Annotated in this window: 14 protein-coding genes and 1 tRNA gene; 9 read left to right on the top strand and 6 right to left on the bottom strand. The window is 71.4% G+C overall.

All coding sequences use genetic code 11. The annotated features are described in order from the left end of the window. Window positions 1-15: 15 nt before the first annotated feature. Window positions 16-1,422 carry a glycine--tRNA ligase gene (locus CWN80_RS00520; protein WP_007926329.1) on the top strand — a complete coding sequence of 469 codons (1,407 nt, stop codon included), beginning with the start codon at window positions 16-18 and terminating at the stop codon, window positions 1,420-1,422. A 4-nt stretch (window positions 1,423-1,426) separates the two neighbouring features. Continuing rightward, window positions 1,427-2,173 (top strand): alpha/beta fold hydrolase, encoded by a 747-nt coding sequence (locus CWN80_RS00515; protein WP_007926332.1) that lies wholly within the window; start codon window positions 1,427-1,429, stop codon window positions 2,171-2,173. A gap of 91 nt (window positions 2,174-2,264) precedes the next feature. On the opposite strand, the gene CWN80_RS00510 is transcribed toward CWN80_RS00515, so the two are convergent. The 3 genes from CWN80_RS00510 to CWN80_RS00500 are packed head-to-tail and all read right to left on the bottom strand — an operon-like array spanning window position 2,265 to window position 4,677. Beyond that, complete coding sequence (locus CWN80_RS00510) at window positions 2,265-3,086, bottom strand: sulfurtransferase (protein WP_007926333.1); 822 nt, start codon at window positions 3,084-3,086, stop codon at window positions 2,265-2,267. Continuing rightward, window positions 3,083-4,033, bottom strand: a complete 951-nt coding sequence (locus tag CWN80_RS00505) for a cation diffusion facilitator family transporter (RefSeq protein WP_007926335.1) — start codon at window positions 4,031-4,033, stop codon at window positions 3,083-3,085. The genes CWN80_RS00510 and CWN80_RS00505 overlap by 4 nt, the downstream gene beginning before the upstream one ends. Continuing rightward, window positions 4,030-4,677, bottom strand: a complete 648-nt coding sequence (locus tag CWN80_RS00500) for a DUF1648 domain-containing protein (protein ID WP_040880919.1) — start codon at window positions 4,675-4,677, stop codon at window positions 4,030-4,032. Before CWN80_RS00500 ends, CWN80_RS00505 begins: the two co-directional genes overlap by 4 nt. Before the next feature lie 49 nt (window positions 4,678-4,726). Between CWN80_RS00500 and dusB the strand changes: the two genes are divergently transcribed. The 6 genes from dusB (at window position 4,727) to CWN80_RS00470 (ending at window position 10,950) form a co-directional block, all read left to right on the top strand. Next, the gene (gene dusB, locus CWN80_RS00495) at window positions 4,727-5,962 is read left to right on the top strand and encodes a tRNA dihydrouridine synthase DusB (protein WP_007926338.1); all 1,236 of its coding nucleotides are present in this window, start codon (window positions 4,727-4,729) and stop codon (window positions 5,960-5,962) included. A 27-nt stretch (window positions 5,963-5,989) separates the two neighbouring features. Continuing rightward, window positions 5,990-7,219 (top strand): deoxyguanosinetriphosphate triphosphohydrolase, encoded by a 1,230-nt coding sequence (locus tag CWN80_RS00490; protein ID WP_007926339.1) that lies wholly within the window; start codon window positions 5,990-5,992, stop codon window positions 7,217-7,219. Between the two features lie 87 nt (window positions 7,220-7,306). Continuing rightward, entirely contained in the window at window positions 7,307-9,232 is a 1,926-nt protein-coding gene (gene dnaG / locus CWN80_RS00485) for a DNA primase (RefSeq protein ID WP_128276718.1), read from the top strand. Then, complete coding sequence (locus CWN80_RS00480) at window positions 9,232-9,744, top strand: hypothetical protein (protein ID WP_040880920.1); 513 nt, start codon at window positions 9,232-9,234, stop codon at window positions 9,742-9,744. The genes dnaG and CWN80_RS00480 overlap by 1 nt, the downstream gene beginning before the upstream one ends. Before the next feature lie 70 nt (window positions 9,745-9,814). Further along, window positions 9,815-10,813, top strand: coding sequence for an isopenicillin N synthase family dioxygenase (locus CWN80_RS00475; RefSeq protein ID WP_007926340.1), 999 nt, complete (start codon window positions 9,815-9,817; stop codon window positions 10,811-10,813). A gap of 64 nt (window positions 10,814-10,877) precedes the next feature. Then, window positions 10,878-10,950 (top strand) — tRNA-Asn (locus CWN80_RS00470). 59 nt (window positions 10,951-11,009) lie between these two features. On the opposite strand, the gene CWN80_RS00465 is transcribed toward CWN80_RS00470, so the two are convergent. Both CWN80_RS00465 and CWN80_RS00460 read right to left on the bottom strand, forming a co-directional pair. Beyond that, window positions 11,010-11,957, bottom strand: a complete 948-nt coding sequence (locus CWN80_RS00465; RefSeq protein WP_007926341.1) for a transporter substrate-binding domain-containing protein — start codon at window positions 11,955-11,957, stop codon at window positions 11,010-11,012. A 76-nt stretch (window positions 11,958-12,033) separates the two neighbouring features. Next, window positions 12,034-14,235 (bottom strand): DUF4185 domain-containing protein, encoded by a 2,202-nt coding sequence (locus CWN80_RS00460; RefSeq protein WP_128276717.1) that lies wholly within the window; start codon window positions 14,233-14,235, stop codon window positions 12,034-12,036. Window positions 14,236-14,493: 258 nt separating this feature from the next. Between CWN80_RS00460 and CWN80_RS00455 the strand changes: the two genes are divergently transcribed. Further along, window positions 14,494-14,823 (top strand): hypothetical protein, encoded by a 330-nt coding sequence (locus tag CWN80_RS00455; protein ID WP_026095586.1) that lies wholly within the window; start codon window positions 14,494-14,496, stop codon window positions 14,821-14,823. On the opposite strand, the gene CWN80_RS00450 is transcribed toward CWN80_RS00455, so the two are convergent. Beyond that, a protein-coding gene (locus CWN80_RS00450) for an IS5 family transposase (RefSeq protein ID WP_370239738.1) occupies window positions 14,804-15,650 on the bottom strand; the annotation gives its coding sequence in 2 pieces (ribosomal slippage) (window positions 14,804-15,343 and window positions 15,345-15,650; 846 coding nt in all). The two genes, CWN80_RS00455 and CWN80_RS00450, sit on opposite strands and share 20 nt — an antisense overlap. Between the last annotated feature and the right edge of the window lie 173 nt (window positions 15,651-15,823).

Here is a 15,823-nt window from a genome sequence, read left to right as displayed (position 1 = left end):
GATAACCTCTCCCACATGGCCAAGCAGACCTCCACCGTGGACACCGTCGTCAACCTGTGCAAGCGCAGGGGCTTCGTCTTCCCCTGCGGCGAGATCTACGGCGGGACGCGCTCCGCGTGGGACTACGGACCCCTCGGCGTCGAGCTGAAGGAAAACATCAAGCGCCAGTGGTGGAAGTCGATGGTCACCGGCCGCGACGACGTCGTCGGTCTCGACTCCTCGATCATCCTGCCGCGTGAGACCTGGGTCGCCTCGGGTCACGTCGGCACCTTCAGCGACCCGCTGACCGAGTGCCTCAACTGCCACAAGCGCCACCGCCAGGACCACCTCCAGGAGGCCGTGGCAGACAAGGCGGCGAAGAAGGGGGAGGAGGTCGACCCCGACAGCATCCCCATGAGCGAGATCGTCTGCCCCGACTGCGGCACCCGCGGTCAGTGGACCGAGGCCCGCGAGTTCAACATGATGCTCAAGACCTACCTCGGCGTCATCGAGGACGAGTCCGGGCTGCACTACCTGCGCCCGGAGACCGCGCAGGGCATCTTCATCAACTTCAACAACGTCCTGCAGACCTCGCGCAAGAAGCCGCCCTTCGGCATCGCGCAGACGGGCAAGTCCTTCCGCAACGAGATCACGCCGGGCAACTTCATCTTCCGCACCCGTGAGTTCGAGCAGATGGAGATGGAGTTCTTCGTCAAGCCGGGCGAGGACGAGGACTGGCACCAGTACTGGATCGACGAGCGCACCCGCTGGTACACCGACCTCGGCATCAACCCCGACAACCTGCGCCACTACGAGCACGCGCAAGAAAAGCTCAGCCACTACTCCAAGCGCACCGTCGACATCGAGTACCGCTTCAACTTCGCCGGCAGCGAGTGGGGTGAGCTCGAGGGCATCGCCAACCGCACCGACTTCGACCTGACGAGCCACAGCAAGCACTCGGGCACCGACCTCGTCTTCTACGACCAGGCCAACAACGAGCGCTACACCCCCTACGTCATCGAGCCGGCGGCCGGCCTCTCCCGCTCGATCATGACCTTCCTCGTCGACGCCTACGCCGAGGACGAGGCCCCCAACGCCAAGGGTGGGGTGGACAAGCGCACCGTCCTGCGGCTCGACCACCGGCTGGCGCCGGTCAAGGCGGCCGTGCTGCCCCTGTCGCGCAATGCCGACCTCTCGCCCAAGGCCCGCGACCTCGCCGCCCAGCTGCGCAAGAACTGGAATGTCGACTTCGACGACGCGCAGGCGATCGGCAAGCGCTACCGCCGTCAGGACGAGATCGGCACCCCGTACTGCATCACCGTCGACTTCGACACCCTCGAGGACAACGCGGTGACGATCCGCGAGCGGGACTCGATGGCCCAGGAGCGGGTCTCGATCGACCAGGTCGAGGCCTGGCTCGCGCCCAAGCTGCTCGGGTCCTGATCCCGTGAGCGGGTCGGCCCGGCCGATCCGGCTGCTCCTCGTCCACGGCAGCCGCCTCAACGCGGCGGCCTGGCTCCCGCTCGAGGAGGCCCTGCTCGGGCGGATCGTCTGCGACCACGTCGACCTGCCCGGTCACGGCACCCGCAGCGACGTCCCCTTCACGATGGAGGCGGCACTCGAGGTCGTCGGCGCCGGAGTCGCCGACCTCGACCCGTCGCAGCACCGTGTCGTCGTCGCCGGCCACAGCCTCGGCGGGTACGTCGCGATGGAGTGGGCCGCGCGGCACCACATGGTCATCGCCGGTCTCGTGCTCATGGGCTCGACGGCCCAGCCGAGCTCACGCCTGGCCGGGATCTACCGCGCCTTCGGCAGCGCGCTGCGCGCCGGGCTCGAGGACGAGCGTCGTGCCGACCGGCTGGGGGAGACCGATGCCGCCTCCCTGCGCCGCATCATCGGCGCGCGCACGGCGACCGGCGTGATCGATCGGGGCCCCGGGCTCAAGGCGATCCCCGATGCCTGGGACGCGGTCATCGACGGCGTCGACCTGCGGTCCCTGACGCACGTCGACGTGCCGATCCTCGCGATCAACGGTGAGTTCGACCAGTTCCGGGTCGGCGAAGGGAGGGCCCGTCGCCTCCGGCAGGACCTCGAGATCGTCCACGTGCCCGGCGCCACCCACTTCGCGCCGATGACCCACCCGCTGCCCGTGGCCCGGGCGATCGCGGAGTTCGTCTCCGGCCTGCCGGCCTGAGTCGCCACCCCAAAGGACCGCATTTCCCTAGGGAAATGCGGCCCTTTCGGTCGCCACTGCGCATTTCCCTAGGGAAATGCGGAGGGCGGGATCAGGCGCCCGTCGCCACCGGGCGGCTCGGGTCGGTGATCCACTCGCTCCAGCTGCCGACGTAGACGTCGGCGTCGACGCCCGCCTCGTGCAGGGCCAGGGCGGTGTGGGCGGCGGTGATGCCGGAGCCGCAGTACGTGCCGACGACGGTCACCTCGTCGATGCCCTCGCGGGCAAACCGCTCGCGCAGCTCGCGGGCCGGCCGCAGCCGCCCGTCGGGCTGGACGAGGTCGCTCATCGGGACGTTGACCGCGCCGGGGATGTGGCCGGCGACCGGGTCGATCGGCTCGGCCTCGCCGCGGTACCGCTCCGGCGAGCGCGCGTCGACGAGCACGCCGAGCTTGGCCGTGGCGACGGCGTCCTCGGCGTCGAGCTCGACGAGGTGGTCGGCCTCGAGGTGGATCTCGCCCTCCTCGGGAGCCGCCGGCTGGGTGACGACCGGGCCACCTGCTGCCCGCCACGCCGCGAGACCACCGTCGAGGACGCGCACGTCCTCGACGCCGGCCCAGCGCAGCACCCACCAGGCGCGAGCGGCGCCCAGGGAGGTGCCTTGGTCGTAGACGACGACGCGGGAGTCGTCGCCGAGGCCGGCCGTGCGCAGTCCGGCCTGCAGCGTCGCCACGTCGGGCAGGGGGTGTCGTCCCCCTTCGCCGGCGGGGCCGGCCAGGACCGTGTCGACGTCGACGAAGGGAGCGCCCGGCAGGTGGCCCTCGGTGTACAGACGGGGACCGTCGCCGGTCAGGGTGTACTGGACGTCGAGGACGACGAGGTCCTCGTCGTCGATCTCGTGCAGCAGGTCGGCGGCGTTGATCAGGGCGGTCATGCGGGCTCCTCGGGGTCATGGGGCAGGGTCTGGATCGGGACCTCGTAGTCACCGAAGTCGTCGTAGGCGCGCGGGTCCTCGCGCGGCTCGATGTGGATCGTCACCGTGAGGTCGTCGAACTCCTCCGCGAGTGCGTGCTCGATCTCCTCGACGGTGTCGTGGGCGCGGCGCACGGACCAGGCGCCGGGGACGAGGACGTGCATGTCGGCGAAGGAGAGGTGACCGGCTCCCCGGGTGCGCAGGCCGTGGATGTCGACCTCGTCGGTGCGGTGCCGGGCGAGTGCATCGGCGATGCGGGCGTTGACCTGCGGGTCGAGCGCCTCGTCCATGAGGCCGCGGCCGGACTCGGAGACGAGCCTCCACCCGGTCCAGATGATGTTGGCCCCGACGAGCAGCGCGACGACGGGGTCGAGCCAGTCGAGGCCGGTGAGCACGACGAGGAGCACGCCGACGACGACGCCCACGGAGGTCCACACGTCGGTGAGCAGGTGCTGGCCGTCGGCCCGCAGGGTGATCGAGCGGTGACGGCGGCCGGCACGTAGCAGGACCCACGCCACCGCGCCGTTGACGACGGAGGCGACGACCGAGATCGCCAGACCCACGCCAGCCCGCTCCACGGGTTGCGGGTCGAGCAGGCGCCCGATCGACTGCCAGATGATGAAGGAGGCGGCGACGAAGATCATCGCGCCCTCGATCGCCGCGGAGAAGTACTCCGCCTTGCTGTGACCGAAGTGGTGGTTGTCGTCCGCCGCCCGGGCGGCGACGCGCAGGGCGACGAGCGCCGCGACCGCCGCGACGAGGTTGACGATCGACTCGGCGGCGTCGGCGAGCAGGCCGACCGAGCCGGTGACCCACCAGGCGCCGGTCTTCATCGTGATCGTCGCGAGGGCAGCGGCGATCGACAGCCAGGCGTACCTCTCCAGGTGGGTGCGCGGGGTGGGGCTCACGTCAGGGTCCCGACGAGCACGACGAGGAGGACTGCGGGTGCGAGCACCAGGGCCAGGACGATCCACCCCATCGGTCGGCCGAGGTTGAGCGTCGTGCCGAGGCCGACGGCCTTGCTGACGAAGACGTCGGGGTCCTCGGCGTTCACGTACACGAGACCGCCGAGTCGCCAGTGGTCCCGGTCGGGGGAGTCGGCGAGCTCCGTGCGCGCGACCCGCAGGCTGACGACGACGAGCCACACCGTGGTGGCCAGGACGAGGACGAGGAAGGCCCAGAAGCCCCACGCCGCGGGCGTGCCATCGGCAGCGAGGTACTGCTGGATCGACATCAGGGCGATGCCACCACCGATCGCGCACCCGAGGGCGGCCAGCGGGGTGCGCAGGCGGGCCGCCCGGTCGGGGAGGGCGAGCGTCATGGCGGTGACGACCAGTCCGCTCAGCTGCCCCACGACGACGGGGCCGAGCACCGCACCCCGCGACCTGGGGGAGAACCGGTCCGCCCGGCCACCGAGCCCGAAGTGGGTCGGGTACGGGTCCGGCAGGTCCGCGAACCGGGCAACCGCGACGACGACGGCGACCACTCCGAGGGCCAGGCACAGCAGCGCCCAGCCGATGACGGGGCGGTACCCGGGGGTGATCGGAGCCATGACCACGATTGTCCCTGCCGGCCCCGCCGGTGCGACACTGGGAGGTGCGATGACGACCTCCGCCCTTGCCCAGACCACCCCGGCGACCCCGGGGGAGCGCGTGCTGCCTCCCCTTCGCATCGGCCGGCACGTCATCGACTCGCCGGTCGTCCTCGCGCCGATGGCCGGCATCACCAACCGCGCCTTCCGCCGGCTGTGCCGCGAAGCCGGTGACGCGGGACTCGCCGCGAGCGGCCTCACCGGCGCGAGCAGCCTCTACGTCAACGAGATGGTCACCTCGCGCGCGCTCGTCGAGCGCACCCCCGAGTCGATGCGTCTCATCGAGCACGACGGGGACGAGCGCCCGCGGAGCGTGCAGCTCTACAGCGTCGACCCGGCGACGACCGCCGCCGCCGTGCGGATGCTCGTCACCGAGGACCGCGCGGACCACATCGACCTCAACTTCGGCTGCCCGGTGCCCAAGGTGACCCGCAAGGGCGGCGGCGCCGCCCTGCCGTGGAAGCGCGACCTCTTCCGGGCCATCGTCTCCGCCGCGGTCACCGAGGGGGCGAAGGGGGAGGTCCCCGTCACCGTCAAGATGCGCAAGGGCATCGACGACGAGCACCTCACCTACCTCGAGGCCGCGACGGCCGCCGTGGAGGAGGGCGTCGCCGCCGTCGCGCTGCACGGCCGTACCGCCTCGCAGGCCTACTCCGGGCAGGCCGACTGGTCGGCGATCAAGCTGCTCAAGGAGACGGTCACGTCGGTGCCCGTCCTCGGCAACGGCGACATCTGGTCGGCCGAGGACGCCCTGCGCATGGTCGAGGAGACCGGCTGCGACGGCGTCGTCGTCGGTCGCGGCTGCCTCGGCCGTCCCTGGCTCTTCGCCGACCTGTCCGCGGCCTTCGCCGGTGCGCAGGTGCGGGTGCGCCCGACCCTGGGCGAGGTGACCGCCACCCTGCGACGCCACGCGGAGCTGCTCACCGACTTCTACGGGGGCGACGAGCTGCGCGCCTGCCGCGACATCCGCAAGCACATCGCGTGGTACCTCAAGGGCTTCCCGGCCGGCTCGACCGTGCGCAACCAGCTTGCGCTCGTCGACTCGCTCGCCGCCCTCGACCGGCTCATCGAGACGATGGACGCGTCCAGCCCGTGGCCCGGTGACGCCGCGGAGGGTCAGCGTGGTCGCGCCGGGTCCTCCCGGGTCGTCGCGCTCCCGGAGAACTGGCTGGCCTCGCAGGACCTCGACGAGGCCCAGCGCGCCCAGGTCGCTGCCGCCGAGCAGTCGGTCGCCGACGGCGGCTGAGCCCCAGGTGCGCATAGGCTCACAGTCGTGAGCAACCTCAGCGATCGCGAGCGTTGGGTCTCCGAGGACCCGGTGCACAAGCGCGCCGACCGGGACGACTTCGCCCGGGACCGCGGCCGCCTCATCCACTCTGCTGCGCTGCGGCGCCTGTCGGCGAAGACCCAGGTCCTGGGGCCGGGCAGCGACGACTTCGTGCGCAACCGACTCACACACAGCCTCGAGGTGGCCCAGATCGGCCGGGAGTTCGGTGGCGCACTGGGGTGCCGCGCCGACGTCGTCGAGGTGGCCTGCCTCGCGCACGACCTGGGGCATCCTCCCTTCGGCCACAACGGCGAGACGGCCCTCGACGAGGTCGCGGCCGACATCGGCGGCTTCGAGGGCAATGCGCAGACCCTGCGCATCCTCACCCGCCTCGAGCCCAAGCGGGTCCACCCAGACGGCCGCCCGGCCGGGCTCAACCTCACCCGTGCCAGCCTCGACGCGGCGACCAAGTACCCGTGGCGCCGCGGTCGTGGCCCCGTGCCCACCCCCAAGTTCGGGGTGTACGAGGACGATCTGCCGGTCTTCGACTGGATGCGTGCTGGGAGCCCCGGCGGCTTCGTGCGCTGCCTCGAGGCCGATGTCATGGACTGGTCCGACGACGTCGCCTACTCGGTGCACGACGTGGAGGACGCAGTCGCCTCGAGGCGGCTCGACCTGCGGCGGCTGCGCGACGCGGCCGACACCGACGACGTCCTCGACACCGCGGTGCGGCACTTCGCCGCCGACCTCGGCCGTGACGCCGTCGGTGAGGGTCTCGAGCGGATCCTCGCGACCGGCGCGGTCCCCGAGCGGCACGACGGGTCGCGGGTCGACCTCGCAGCGCTCAAGGACATGACCTCGCGGCTCATCGGTCGTTTCGTCCACGCCGCCGAGCAGGCGACGCGGGCCGTCCACGGCCCGGGGGACCTCGGGCGCTACGACGCCCGACTCGTCGTGCCGGACGACTCGCGGGCCGAGGTGGCGGTGCTCAAGGCGGTGGCCGCCCACTTCGTCATGTTCTCCGGCGAGCGCGACGGCGAGTACGCCCACCAGCGGGCCGTCGTCGCTGACCTGGTCTCGTGGTTCGCGGCCGACCCCGAGGGCCGGCTCGACGCCGACCTCAGCGCGGACCTGGCCCTCGCCGCGGACGACACGGCTCGGCTGCGGGTCGTCGTCGACCAGGTCGCCGGCCTGACCGACGTGCGCGCGCTCGCCCTGCACGCGGCCCACTGCTGACGAGCGGCCGCCCTCGGCCTGGGGCGGCTGCTGTCGGACGGGCCACCTAGACTCGACGGCACCCGGGTCGAGCGTGTGAGGTGAGCAGTGGCGGGACGGATCCGCGCGGAGGACGTGCAGGCGGTCAAGGAGCGCTCCTCGATCACCGATGTCGTCCGTGAGCACGTCTCGCTGCGCCCCGCCGGCATCGGGTCGATGAAGGGCCTGTGCCCCTTCCACGACGAAAAGACGCCGAGCTTCACCGTGCGCGAGACCGTCGGTGCCTACCACTGCTTCGGCTGTGGCGAGGGCGGCGACGTCATCTCCTTCGTGCAAAAGCTCGACCACCTGACCTTCGCCGAGGCCGTCGAGCGGCTCGCCGGCAAGCTCGGCATGGAGCTGCGCTACGACGAAGGGGGCGGCCCCCGTGACGGCGTCGGGCTCGGCAAGCGGTCGCGGCTGCTCGAGGCCCACCGCGTGGCCGCGGAGTACTACCACTCCCGTCTCCTCGAGACGCCCGAGGCGCGCATCGGGCGCGACTTCCTGCGCGAGCGGGGCTTCGCCTCGCCGGAGGCCAAGCTCTTCGGCATCGGCTACGCACCGCGCGGTGGCGAGGAGCTCGCCCGGCACCTGCGGGCCAAGGGGTTCACCGACGAGGAGCTGACCGTCGGCGGTCTGTGCGGTCGTGGCTCGCGCGGGCTCTACGACCGCTTCCGCGGACGGCTCATCTGGCCGATACGCGACATCACCGGCGACACGATCGGCTTCGGCGCGCGCCGGCTGTGGGACAACGACCGCATCGCGGCGAAGTACCTCAACACGACCGAGACGCCGATCTACAAGAAGTCCACCGTCCTCTACGGGCTCGACCTGGCCAAAAAGGCGATCCGTGACGAGCGCCAGGTCGTCGTCGTCGAGGGCTACACCGACGTCATGGCGGCGCACCTGTCGGGGGTCGAGGGGGCGGTCGCGACGTGCGGCACGGCCTTCGGCGAGGACCACATCAAGGTCATCCGGCGGATCGTCCGTGACGAGGCCGACCTCGCCCCGGCCAAGGTGGTCTTCACCTTCGACGGTGATGCCGCGGGGCAGAAGGCGGCGATGAAGGCCTACGCCCAGGACGACAAGTGGGCCAGCCAGAGCTTCGTGGCCGTGGCCCGGGAGGGCATGGACCCCTGCGATCTGCGGCTGCGCGAGGGGGACCTCGCGGTGCGTGAGCTGGTCGCCGACGCCGTCCCGATGTTCGAGTTCGCGGTCCGCACGACCTTGGCGCGCTTCGACCTCGACACCGCCGAGGGGCGGGTGCGGGGCATGGGTGCCGTCGCCCCGATCATCAACAGCATCCGTGACTCCTCCCTGCGGCCGGAGTACGTCCGGACCGTCGCCGGCTGGGTCGGCGTCGAGGTCGAGCAGATGCGCGACGCGGTGAGCCGCGCCGGTCGCATCCAGGCGCGTGAGGAGGCGAAGGGGGAGGCCCGCCACGGCGAGGTCGAGTCACCCGAGCCGACGGCCGGGGAGGCCGCCTCCGGGGTACCGAGCCCGGACCTGCGCGACCCGATCGTCCTGGCCGAGCGCCAGCTGCTCCAGTCGATGCTCCAGCACCCCTCGCTCTTCACCCCGGCGGACCTCGACGCCGTCGAGCCCGAGGGTTTCGTCGCGCCGGCGCACCGCGCGGTCTTCGACGCGGTGCGCGAGGTGGGGCCGCTGCGCGAGTCCGAGAGCCTGTCGGCGTGGCACGCGCGGATCGACGAGGCGACGCCCTTGGCCGTCTCCTCGCTCGTCGCCGAGCTGTCGGTCGCGCCGCTGCCGGTGGTCCACGACCCGTCGACAGGGATGCCGCCGCCGCACTACACCCGCTCGCTCCTCGTGCGCGTGCGGGAGGTCGCCGTCGGCCGGCGCATCTCCGACGGCATGGCGCAGATGCGCCGCCTGGCCGCCGACCCGACGGCCGACCAGGCGTTGCTGCGCGAGCTGTCGCTGAGCCTGCAGTCCCTCGAGCGCGAGCGGGCCGCCCTGCGCGAAGGAGTCCAGTGATGGCCCTGTGGAGCCGCCTACCGCGAGCCCGGGCCGTGCCCGTGCCCGAGGGGCTGACGACGCTCGCGGGGGAGAGGGTCCTCGCGACGGCCGCGACTGCCGACGAGGAGGTCGTGGTCATCACGACCCAGCGGTTGGTCGTCCCCGGCGGAGACCTCGACGAAGGGCGTCCCTGGCACCTCGTCGACCGCGGCCGCTGGGACCCCGACACCGACGTCCTGTCCGTCACCTGGGTCGACGGATCGCCTGCCGGGCGGTGGCGGCTCACCCGGCCCGGGGGAGTGCCGGACCTCTTCCGAGAGCGCGTGCAGGCGAGCATCGTCCTCGTCGAGGAGGTCGCTCTCGACCGCACCCGCCGCGCGCGGGTCGTGCTGCGTCGTGACCTCGCCTCCGACGTGGTGCTGGCCCAGACGATCGTCGGACGCGGGTGCGACCCCGACGACCCGGAGCTCGTCGCGGCGACGGAGGCGGTCGCCGACCGGCTCGCGGAGCAGGTGGGCCGGCAGGCCTGACCGGTGCGCCCGGCCGTCCGAGGGCTGACCGGGTCTCGATCGCCGGGGGTGCCCTTCCTATGGTGGGGACATGACGCGTGATGCCCTGCCCGTCCTCGACCTGGCCGACCTCGACGCAGGTCCCGAGGCGCAGGAGCGATTCCGGGAGCAGCTGCGGGTCGCGACGCACGAGGTCGGCTTCTTCCACCTGCGCCACGGCATCGACCGCGCGGTCGTCGACGAGCTCTTCGACACCGGTCGGGCCTTCTTCGCCCTCCCGGAGGAGGACAAGCGGGCGATCGAGATGACCCACAGCCCCCACTTCCGTGGATGGACGCGGCTGGGCGGCGAGCTCACCCAGGGGCAGGTCGACTACCGCGAGCAGATCGACATCGGCCCCGAGATGCCCGAGCGGACCGTCGTCGACCCGCCCTACCTGCGGCTCGACGGGCCCAACCAGTGGCCCGCCGCGCTGCCGCAGCTGCGCACCGTCATCGAGGCGTGGACCGAGCGGCTCGGCATCATCGGCCGCCGGCTGATGTCGCAGTGGGCGCTTGCGCTCGGCGCGCCCGCCGACCACTTCGACGCGACCTTCGACGACGCGTCGACGCTGCTGAAGATCGTGCGCTATCCCGGCACCGTCGAGACCTCCCAGGGCGTCGGCGACCACAAGGACCCCGGCTTCCTCACCCTGCTCCTCATCGAGCCCGGCCAGGGCGGCCTGCAGGTGCAGACCGACGACGGGTGGATCGACGTGCCGCCCACCGACGACTGCTTCGTCGTCAACATCGGCGAGCTCATGGAGGCGGTGACCGACGGCTACCTGCAGGCGACCTCCCACCGGGTCACCGCGCCCGCGCTCGGGACCGAGCGGCTGTCGATCCCCTTCTTCTTCAACCCCGGTCTCGCGGCCGAGGTGCCGGTCGTCCCCCTTCGTCCCGAGTACGCGGAGCGCGCTCGCGGGGTCACCCAGGACGCCTCCAACGTCATCTCCGCGCGCTACGGGGACAACCTGCTCAAGGCGCGGCTGCGGGCCCACCCCGACGTCGCGGCCCGGCACCACGCCGACCTGCTGGCGGGCGAGGGCTGATCGACCCCCTCGTTTTCGTATCCGCGCCACCTTCTTGCTATGGTGGCGCAGCGCTTCGGCGCGATCCCCTATAGCTCAATTGGCAGAGCATTCGACTGTTAATCGGAGGGTTCTTGGTTCGAGTCCAAGTGGGGGAGCCCCAGACGAAGGCCCGCGGTCCGATCGGACCGCGGGCCTTCGGCGTGCCGGGGCGGGCTCAGCTCGACGTCGGGGTCGACCCGTCGCTCGAGGTGGTCGACGGACGAGGCTCCGGGCAGGCCTGCAGCTTCGGCGGGGTGAGGGTCCGGCGGGGGAGCGTAGAGCTCGTGCCGAGGTTGCTGCGGACCGCGCGCTTCCACGCCCCGGTCTCGACCATGTCGGCCAACGCATCGTTGACGTCCTCGCACAGGTCCGTGTCGTCGCGGCGCATCGCCACACCCCAGCGCTCCGTGGTGAAGGTCGTGCTGCTCGTGCGGAGCACGTCGGGCGCGGACGACTCCCGGGCGTAGCCGGAGAGCACGGCGGCGTCCGCCGTCACGGCGTTGACCTTGCTCTCCTTGAGCAGGTCCACGCAGTCCGACAGACGAGGCTGAACCGTCAGGTGCAGGCCGGGGTGGTTGTCGACGAGCTCCTCGGTCGAGGTCGAGCCCTGCACGCTGCACACGGTGAAACCGGGGAGCTGCTCGGGCGTGCGGATCCGACTGCGGGAGCGCACGAGCAGCCCCTGACCGGTGGACAGGTAGGGCCCGGCAAAGGTCACGTCGTCGGACCGGTCCGGGGTGATCGAGTAGGCCGCGAGCACGAGGTCGGCCTGCCCGGTCGCGAGCAGGGTCTCGCGCTGTTCGGTGACCGCCTCGACGAAGCTGATCCGGGTCACGCCGATGTAGCGCGCGACGTAGCGGGCCACGTCGACGTCGAGCCCGCTGTAGGTGTCGCCCTCGCGCAGCCCGACCCCCGGCTGGTCGAAGGTGATGGCCACCCGCAGCGAGCTCGGCGCGTCGGTCTGGTGGAGCGCGGACGTCTGGCTCGTCGTGGGGGCCGGGGTGGAGGTCGACCCCGGGCTCGCGCTGGTGGTGCCGGTCGGCTCGACGTCGACGGGGCGGACGCAGCCCGTCACCAGGGCAGCGGTGATCGCGGCCGAGGCCAGCACGGCGGTGCGGCGCACATCTACCCCCTTCGTCGGACGGCTCCATCCTCGCAGGCCCGCGCACTGGATCGGGTGGGAGCCCGCCGCAGGGACATCATCGGGGAAGTGGCACCTCCACGAACTGGGGACGGTACCGCAGCGGGTCGGCGGCGACCCGCTCGCTGTTGGTGTCGTTGGTGCTGTACGAGGCGACGACGCTGCCCTCCTTCGGGAAGAGGGTCGGGTGGGCCAGAGGCATGTAGCGCACCTGGCCGGTCCCGCCCTTCGGGATCCTCTTGACCGCGGTGCCCGAGGACCAGAGGCCGGTCGGGGAGTCAGCGCTCCACACGGTGATGTCGCTGCCGAGCAGGTCGTTGCGCTTGCTGAGCGCGTACCACCGGTCGCCCTGGGTGAAGACGCTCAACGTCTGCGAGACCCCGTCCTTGGCGGGGATCATCTCGGTGGCGTCGTCCTCCTCGCGGGACCATTCCGAGCCGTCCCAGTAGCGCCAGCGGTCCTGGTCCAGGAAGTCGTCAGGTCGTACCCTCGCCACGCGAAGGGAGTAGCCCCACGCCTTGTCGGTGCCGGGGTTCGCGGTGCCGAAGACGTACAGCCACCGGTCGTCGCCACGCCCGGTGAGCGTGGTCGCCGCACCCCACGTCGGGTGGTCTCGGTCGTCTCTGTCCGGGCCGATGTCACGGCGCTCGAGGAGCTGTGGGGTCCCACCGATGGGCACGACGAAGACGGCGACGGACAGCCCGAGGTTCTCGAAGCCGAAGGCGTCCGAGCCGGTGGTGCGCACGCGTTGGGTCGTCACGTAGAGCAGGTCGTAGCCGGCGCGCTCGTCGACGACCGTCGACATGGGCCAGTACCCGACCGGGTTCTCGCCCGCGCCTGTCCGGTCAGGGATGAGGGCCCCGCCGCTCTCCGGAACGACGGCCCGGATGCACTTCTCGTCCGTGACGAGCATCGAGTTGCGGACGTAACCGGACCCCGTCACCCCGTCCTGCAGGGTGTCGCCGAAGAGCCAGGCACGCCGGCCGTCCTGAAGCAGGGCGTCGGCGCCGACGTCACCCCCGCGGAAGTCATCGGTGCCGCGCATCGCGGCGATCCGGTTGAGATCGGCGACCGACGTCACGCTGTCTGACCTCACACAGTCCGCGCTGGCGGCGAGCGAGGCGAGCCGCGGTGCAGCGGAGACCTCGGCGCGTGGCACGACGAAGGAGAGCACGAGCATCGCCGCCGTGAGCGGAGCGACGACCCCGAGTACCCGGATGCGCCAGCCATTCATCCCACCGATGTGGCGCATCCCGTCGTCGTCGACCGGGGAGGGCACCTCCTGGCGCCGGCGCACGACCCGGGCGAGGAGGATGACGAGCGGTGCGGTGACGAGCCACACGAGGACCACGGCGGACGGCTCCGGCGCGAGCCGCCCGTGGAGGCTCAGCTCGGTCGCGGTCTCGAGCCCGGCTCCGGGCAGCCCGAGGGTCGCGATGCTGGACCAGGGTTCGCCGACGAGGTAGCGGTCCACGCGGGTGAGCACGGGTGCGCCCGTGGCGAAGAAGGCGACGACGGCCAGCCCGAGGCCAGCCCACCCGAAGAGCGCCTCGAGCGCGAGCGCGGTCGCCGCGCTCGCCCCGGCCACCGTGGCCGGTACGAGCACCACGGCCCACGTGTCGCCGCGCAGCGCGAGCACCCCGATGACGGCGCCGCCGAGGGCCGACAGGACGCCGACGACCAGGAGGCGTCGTAGCCCCTGCCGCAGGCCGCTGGCCACCGGCCCCGCACGCAGGCTCGTGCCCACGGCGACGAGGAAGCCGAGGAGCAGGGCGAGAGCGACGGCGAGGCGGGCCGCCTCTCGTCGCTCGTCCGCGTCGGCCGACCCGACGGTCTCGACGGAGACCTCCCGGTTGATGCGCTGCTCGCTTCGCTCGACGCGGTCACGGATGGCGTCGTCGAGGACGTCGTCGTTGGCCGAGGCCAGGAGCAGTCGGTCCGTCGACCCGTCGAGATCGACCACGAGGGCCGCCCGTGAGGACCCGTCGGCCAAGGCTGCCCGTGCCGCGTCCTCGTCGGCCACGGCACGCAGGTCGACGGGTCGGCCCGGCAGCGCGTCGTAGTGCCGGGCCACGCTCTCCGCCACGACAGGATCAGCGGCGACGACCGCGGGCACGGCGTGCGGCTCCAGATCGTCGGAGCCGGTGATGATGTAGGCGGCCCACGCGATCTCGCCGATCACGACGACGGCCAGGAGCACGGCGACAGCTGGAGGCAGCACCTGCCGCCAGCCCGGACGGACGGGATCGGTGGAACTCATCGCTTCTCCTGAGAAGTCCTGCGCCGCGGGTGATGGGGAGCCGGACGACGTCGGTCGTATGGATCGCCCCGGGCAGCGTAGTGCGCAGCGCCGACTTCTGGTCCGTCGTGCACCACTGTGCTGGAATCCACTCGGTGGGGCGACTGGGGCTTGAACCCAGGACCGACGGATTATGAGATGTGCCGGACCCCCTAGGGCGTGTTGATCAAGAAGGTGCGGGGTGGCCAGCCGCCGTGAGTTGCGCGGGAGAATGGGCGTGTGAAGATCCAGGTGCTGCATATCGAGGATTGCCCGAATTGGCAGGAGGCGGGCGATCGAGTACGGCTGGTGCTCGACTCGATCGGACGGGGCGATGTTCCGGTGGAGTTCGTGTTGATCCGCACCGAGGCTGAGGCGGTGAGCTCTGGTTTCGCGGGCTCGCCCACGATTCTTCTGGACGGTCAGGACTTGTTCCCGTCCCAGGGGAACACTGCCGACTTGGCGTGCAGGGTCTATCTGACCGAGCGCGGCTTTGCGGGTGCGCCGACGGTGGGACAGCTTGAGCGCACGCTGCAGGAGCGCGAAGCGCTCAGCGGAGATCGGTCTTGATCCAGATCAGCGCCGCGGCGAGGCTGACGGCGGCTCGGTAGTTGCGGGCGAGTTTGTCCGAGCGCATCGCGATGCCGCGCCACTGCTTGAGACGGTTGAAGCAGCGTTCTACGACGTTGCGTCCCTTGTAGCGTTCCTTCTGCTTGTCGCCGAAAGCGATCGGCCGGCCCGGCTTCTTGCGGCGGTGCGCGATCTGGTCGTCCCGCTCGGGGATGGTCGCCGCGATCCTCCGGTCGCGGAGCCAGGCGCGGTTCGCCCTTGAGGGGTACCCCTTGTCGGCGAGCACCCGGTCGGGGTGGGTGCGGGGGCGGCCCTTCCCGTCGCGGGGAACGCGGATGTTCTCCAGCACCGCGCTCATCATCGTGGTGTCGTTGATGTTCCCGGCGGTGATCATCATGCTCAGCGGCCGGCCGCGGCCGTCGCAGACCAGGTGCAGTTTGGTCGTCAGCCCGCCGCGGGAGCGTCCGATCCCGTGATCAGGCGGCTCGGACCACGGATTCTTGTGATTCGGCACAGCCCCCTGTGTCCCGGGCGAGGGTCGCGCCGTGCTGATGCACGCGCGCGATCGTGGAGTCGATCGAGACGACCCAGTCGATTTCCCCAGCGGCGTCGGCCTGCTTCTGCACCTCGGTGAGCAGCTTCTGCCAGGTGCCGTCCCCGGCCCACCGGTTGAACCGCTTGTAGATCGAGTTCCACTTCCCGAACCGTTCCGGAACGTCACGCCACGGCGCACCGGTCCGGTACTTCCACGCCATCCCCTCGATAGCGAGCCGGTGATCCGTCCACGGCCGCGACCGACCGGTCACCGTCGGCATCAACGGCTCCATCACGGCCCACACCTCGTCAGAGATCTCCTGTCGCGTCACCGTTCAAGACTCACCCACCGAGGAGCGGAACCTCTTGATCAACACGCCCTAGAGCGGGGGCGGGTCCAGGGTGAATATCCGCCATTTTCCGGGCTTCTTGCGTAGGCGAAGGTTGGCCGAATAGGGGGTCTCTT

Source organism: Janibacter hoylei PVAS-1, assembly GCF_004025845.1.
Classification (GTDB): domain Bacteria; phylum Actinomycetota; class Actinomycetes; order Actinomycetales; family Dermatophilaceae; genus Janibacter; species Janibacter hoylei.
Note: the sequence above shows the minus strand (reverse complement) of the source record. Positions and strands in the feature narration are given on the sequence as shown.

What these genes read in the sequence shown, in the direction of transcription:
- CWN80_RS00475 (WP_007926340.1), top strand. Translation starts at nt 9,815, where the DNA reads ATGACGCGTGATGCCCTGCCCGTCCTCGACCTGGCCGACCTCGACGCA.
- CWN80_RS00460 (WP_128276717.1), bottom strand. Translation starts at nt 14,235, where the DNA reads ATGAGTTCCACCGATCCCGTCCGTCCGGGCTGGCGGCAGGTGCTGCCT.
- CWN80_RS00480 (WP_040880920.1), top strand. Translation starts at nt 9,232, where the DNA reads ATGGCCCTGTGGAGCCGCCTACCGCGAGCCCGGGCCGTGCCCGTGCCC.
- dusB (WP_007926338.1), top strand. Translation starts at nt 4,727, where the DNA reads ATGACGACCTCCGCCCTTGCCCAGACCACCCCGGCGACCCCGGGGGAG.
- CWN80_RS00520 (WP_007926329.1), top strand. Translation starts at nt 16, where the DNA reads ATGGCCAAGCAGACCTCCACCGTGGACACCGTCGTCAACCTGTGCAAG.
- CWN80_RS00510 (WP_007926333.1), bottom strand. Translation starts at nt 3,086, where the DNA reads ATGACCGCCCTGATCAACGCCGCCGACCTGCTGCACGAGATCGACGAC.
- CWN80_RS00500 (WP_040880919.1), bottom strand. Translation starts at nt 4,677, where the DNA reads ATGGCTCCGATCACCCCCGGGTACCGCCCCGTCATCGGCTGGGCGCTG.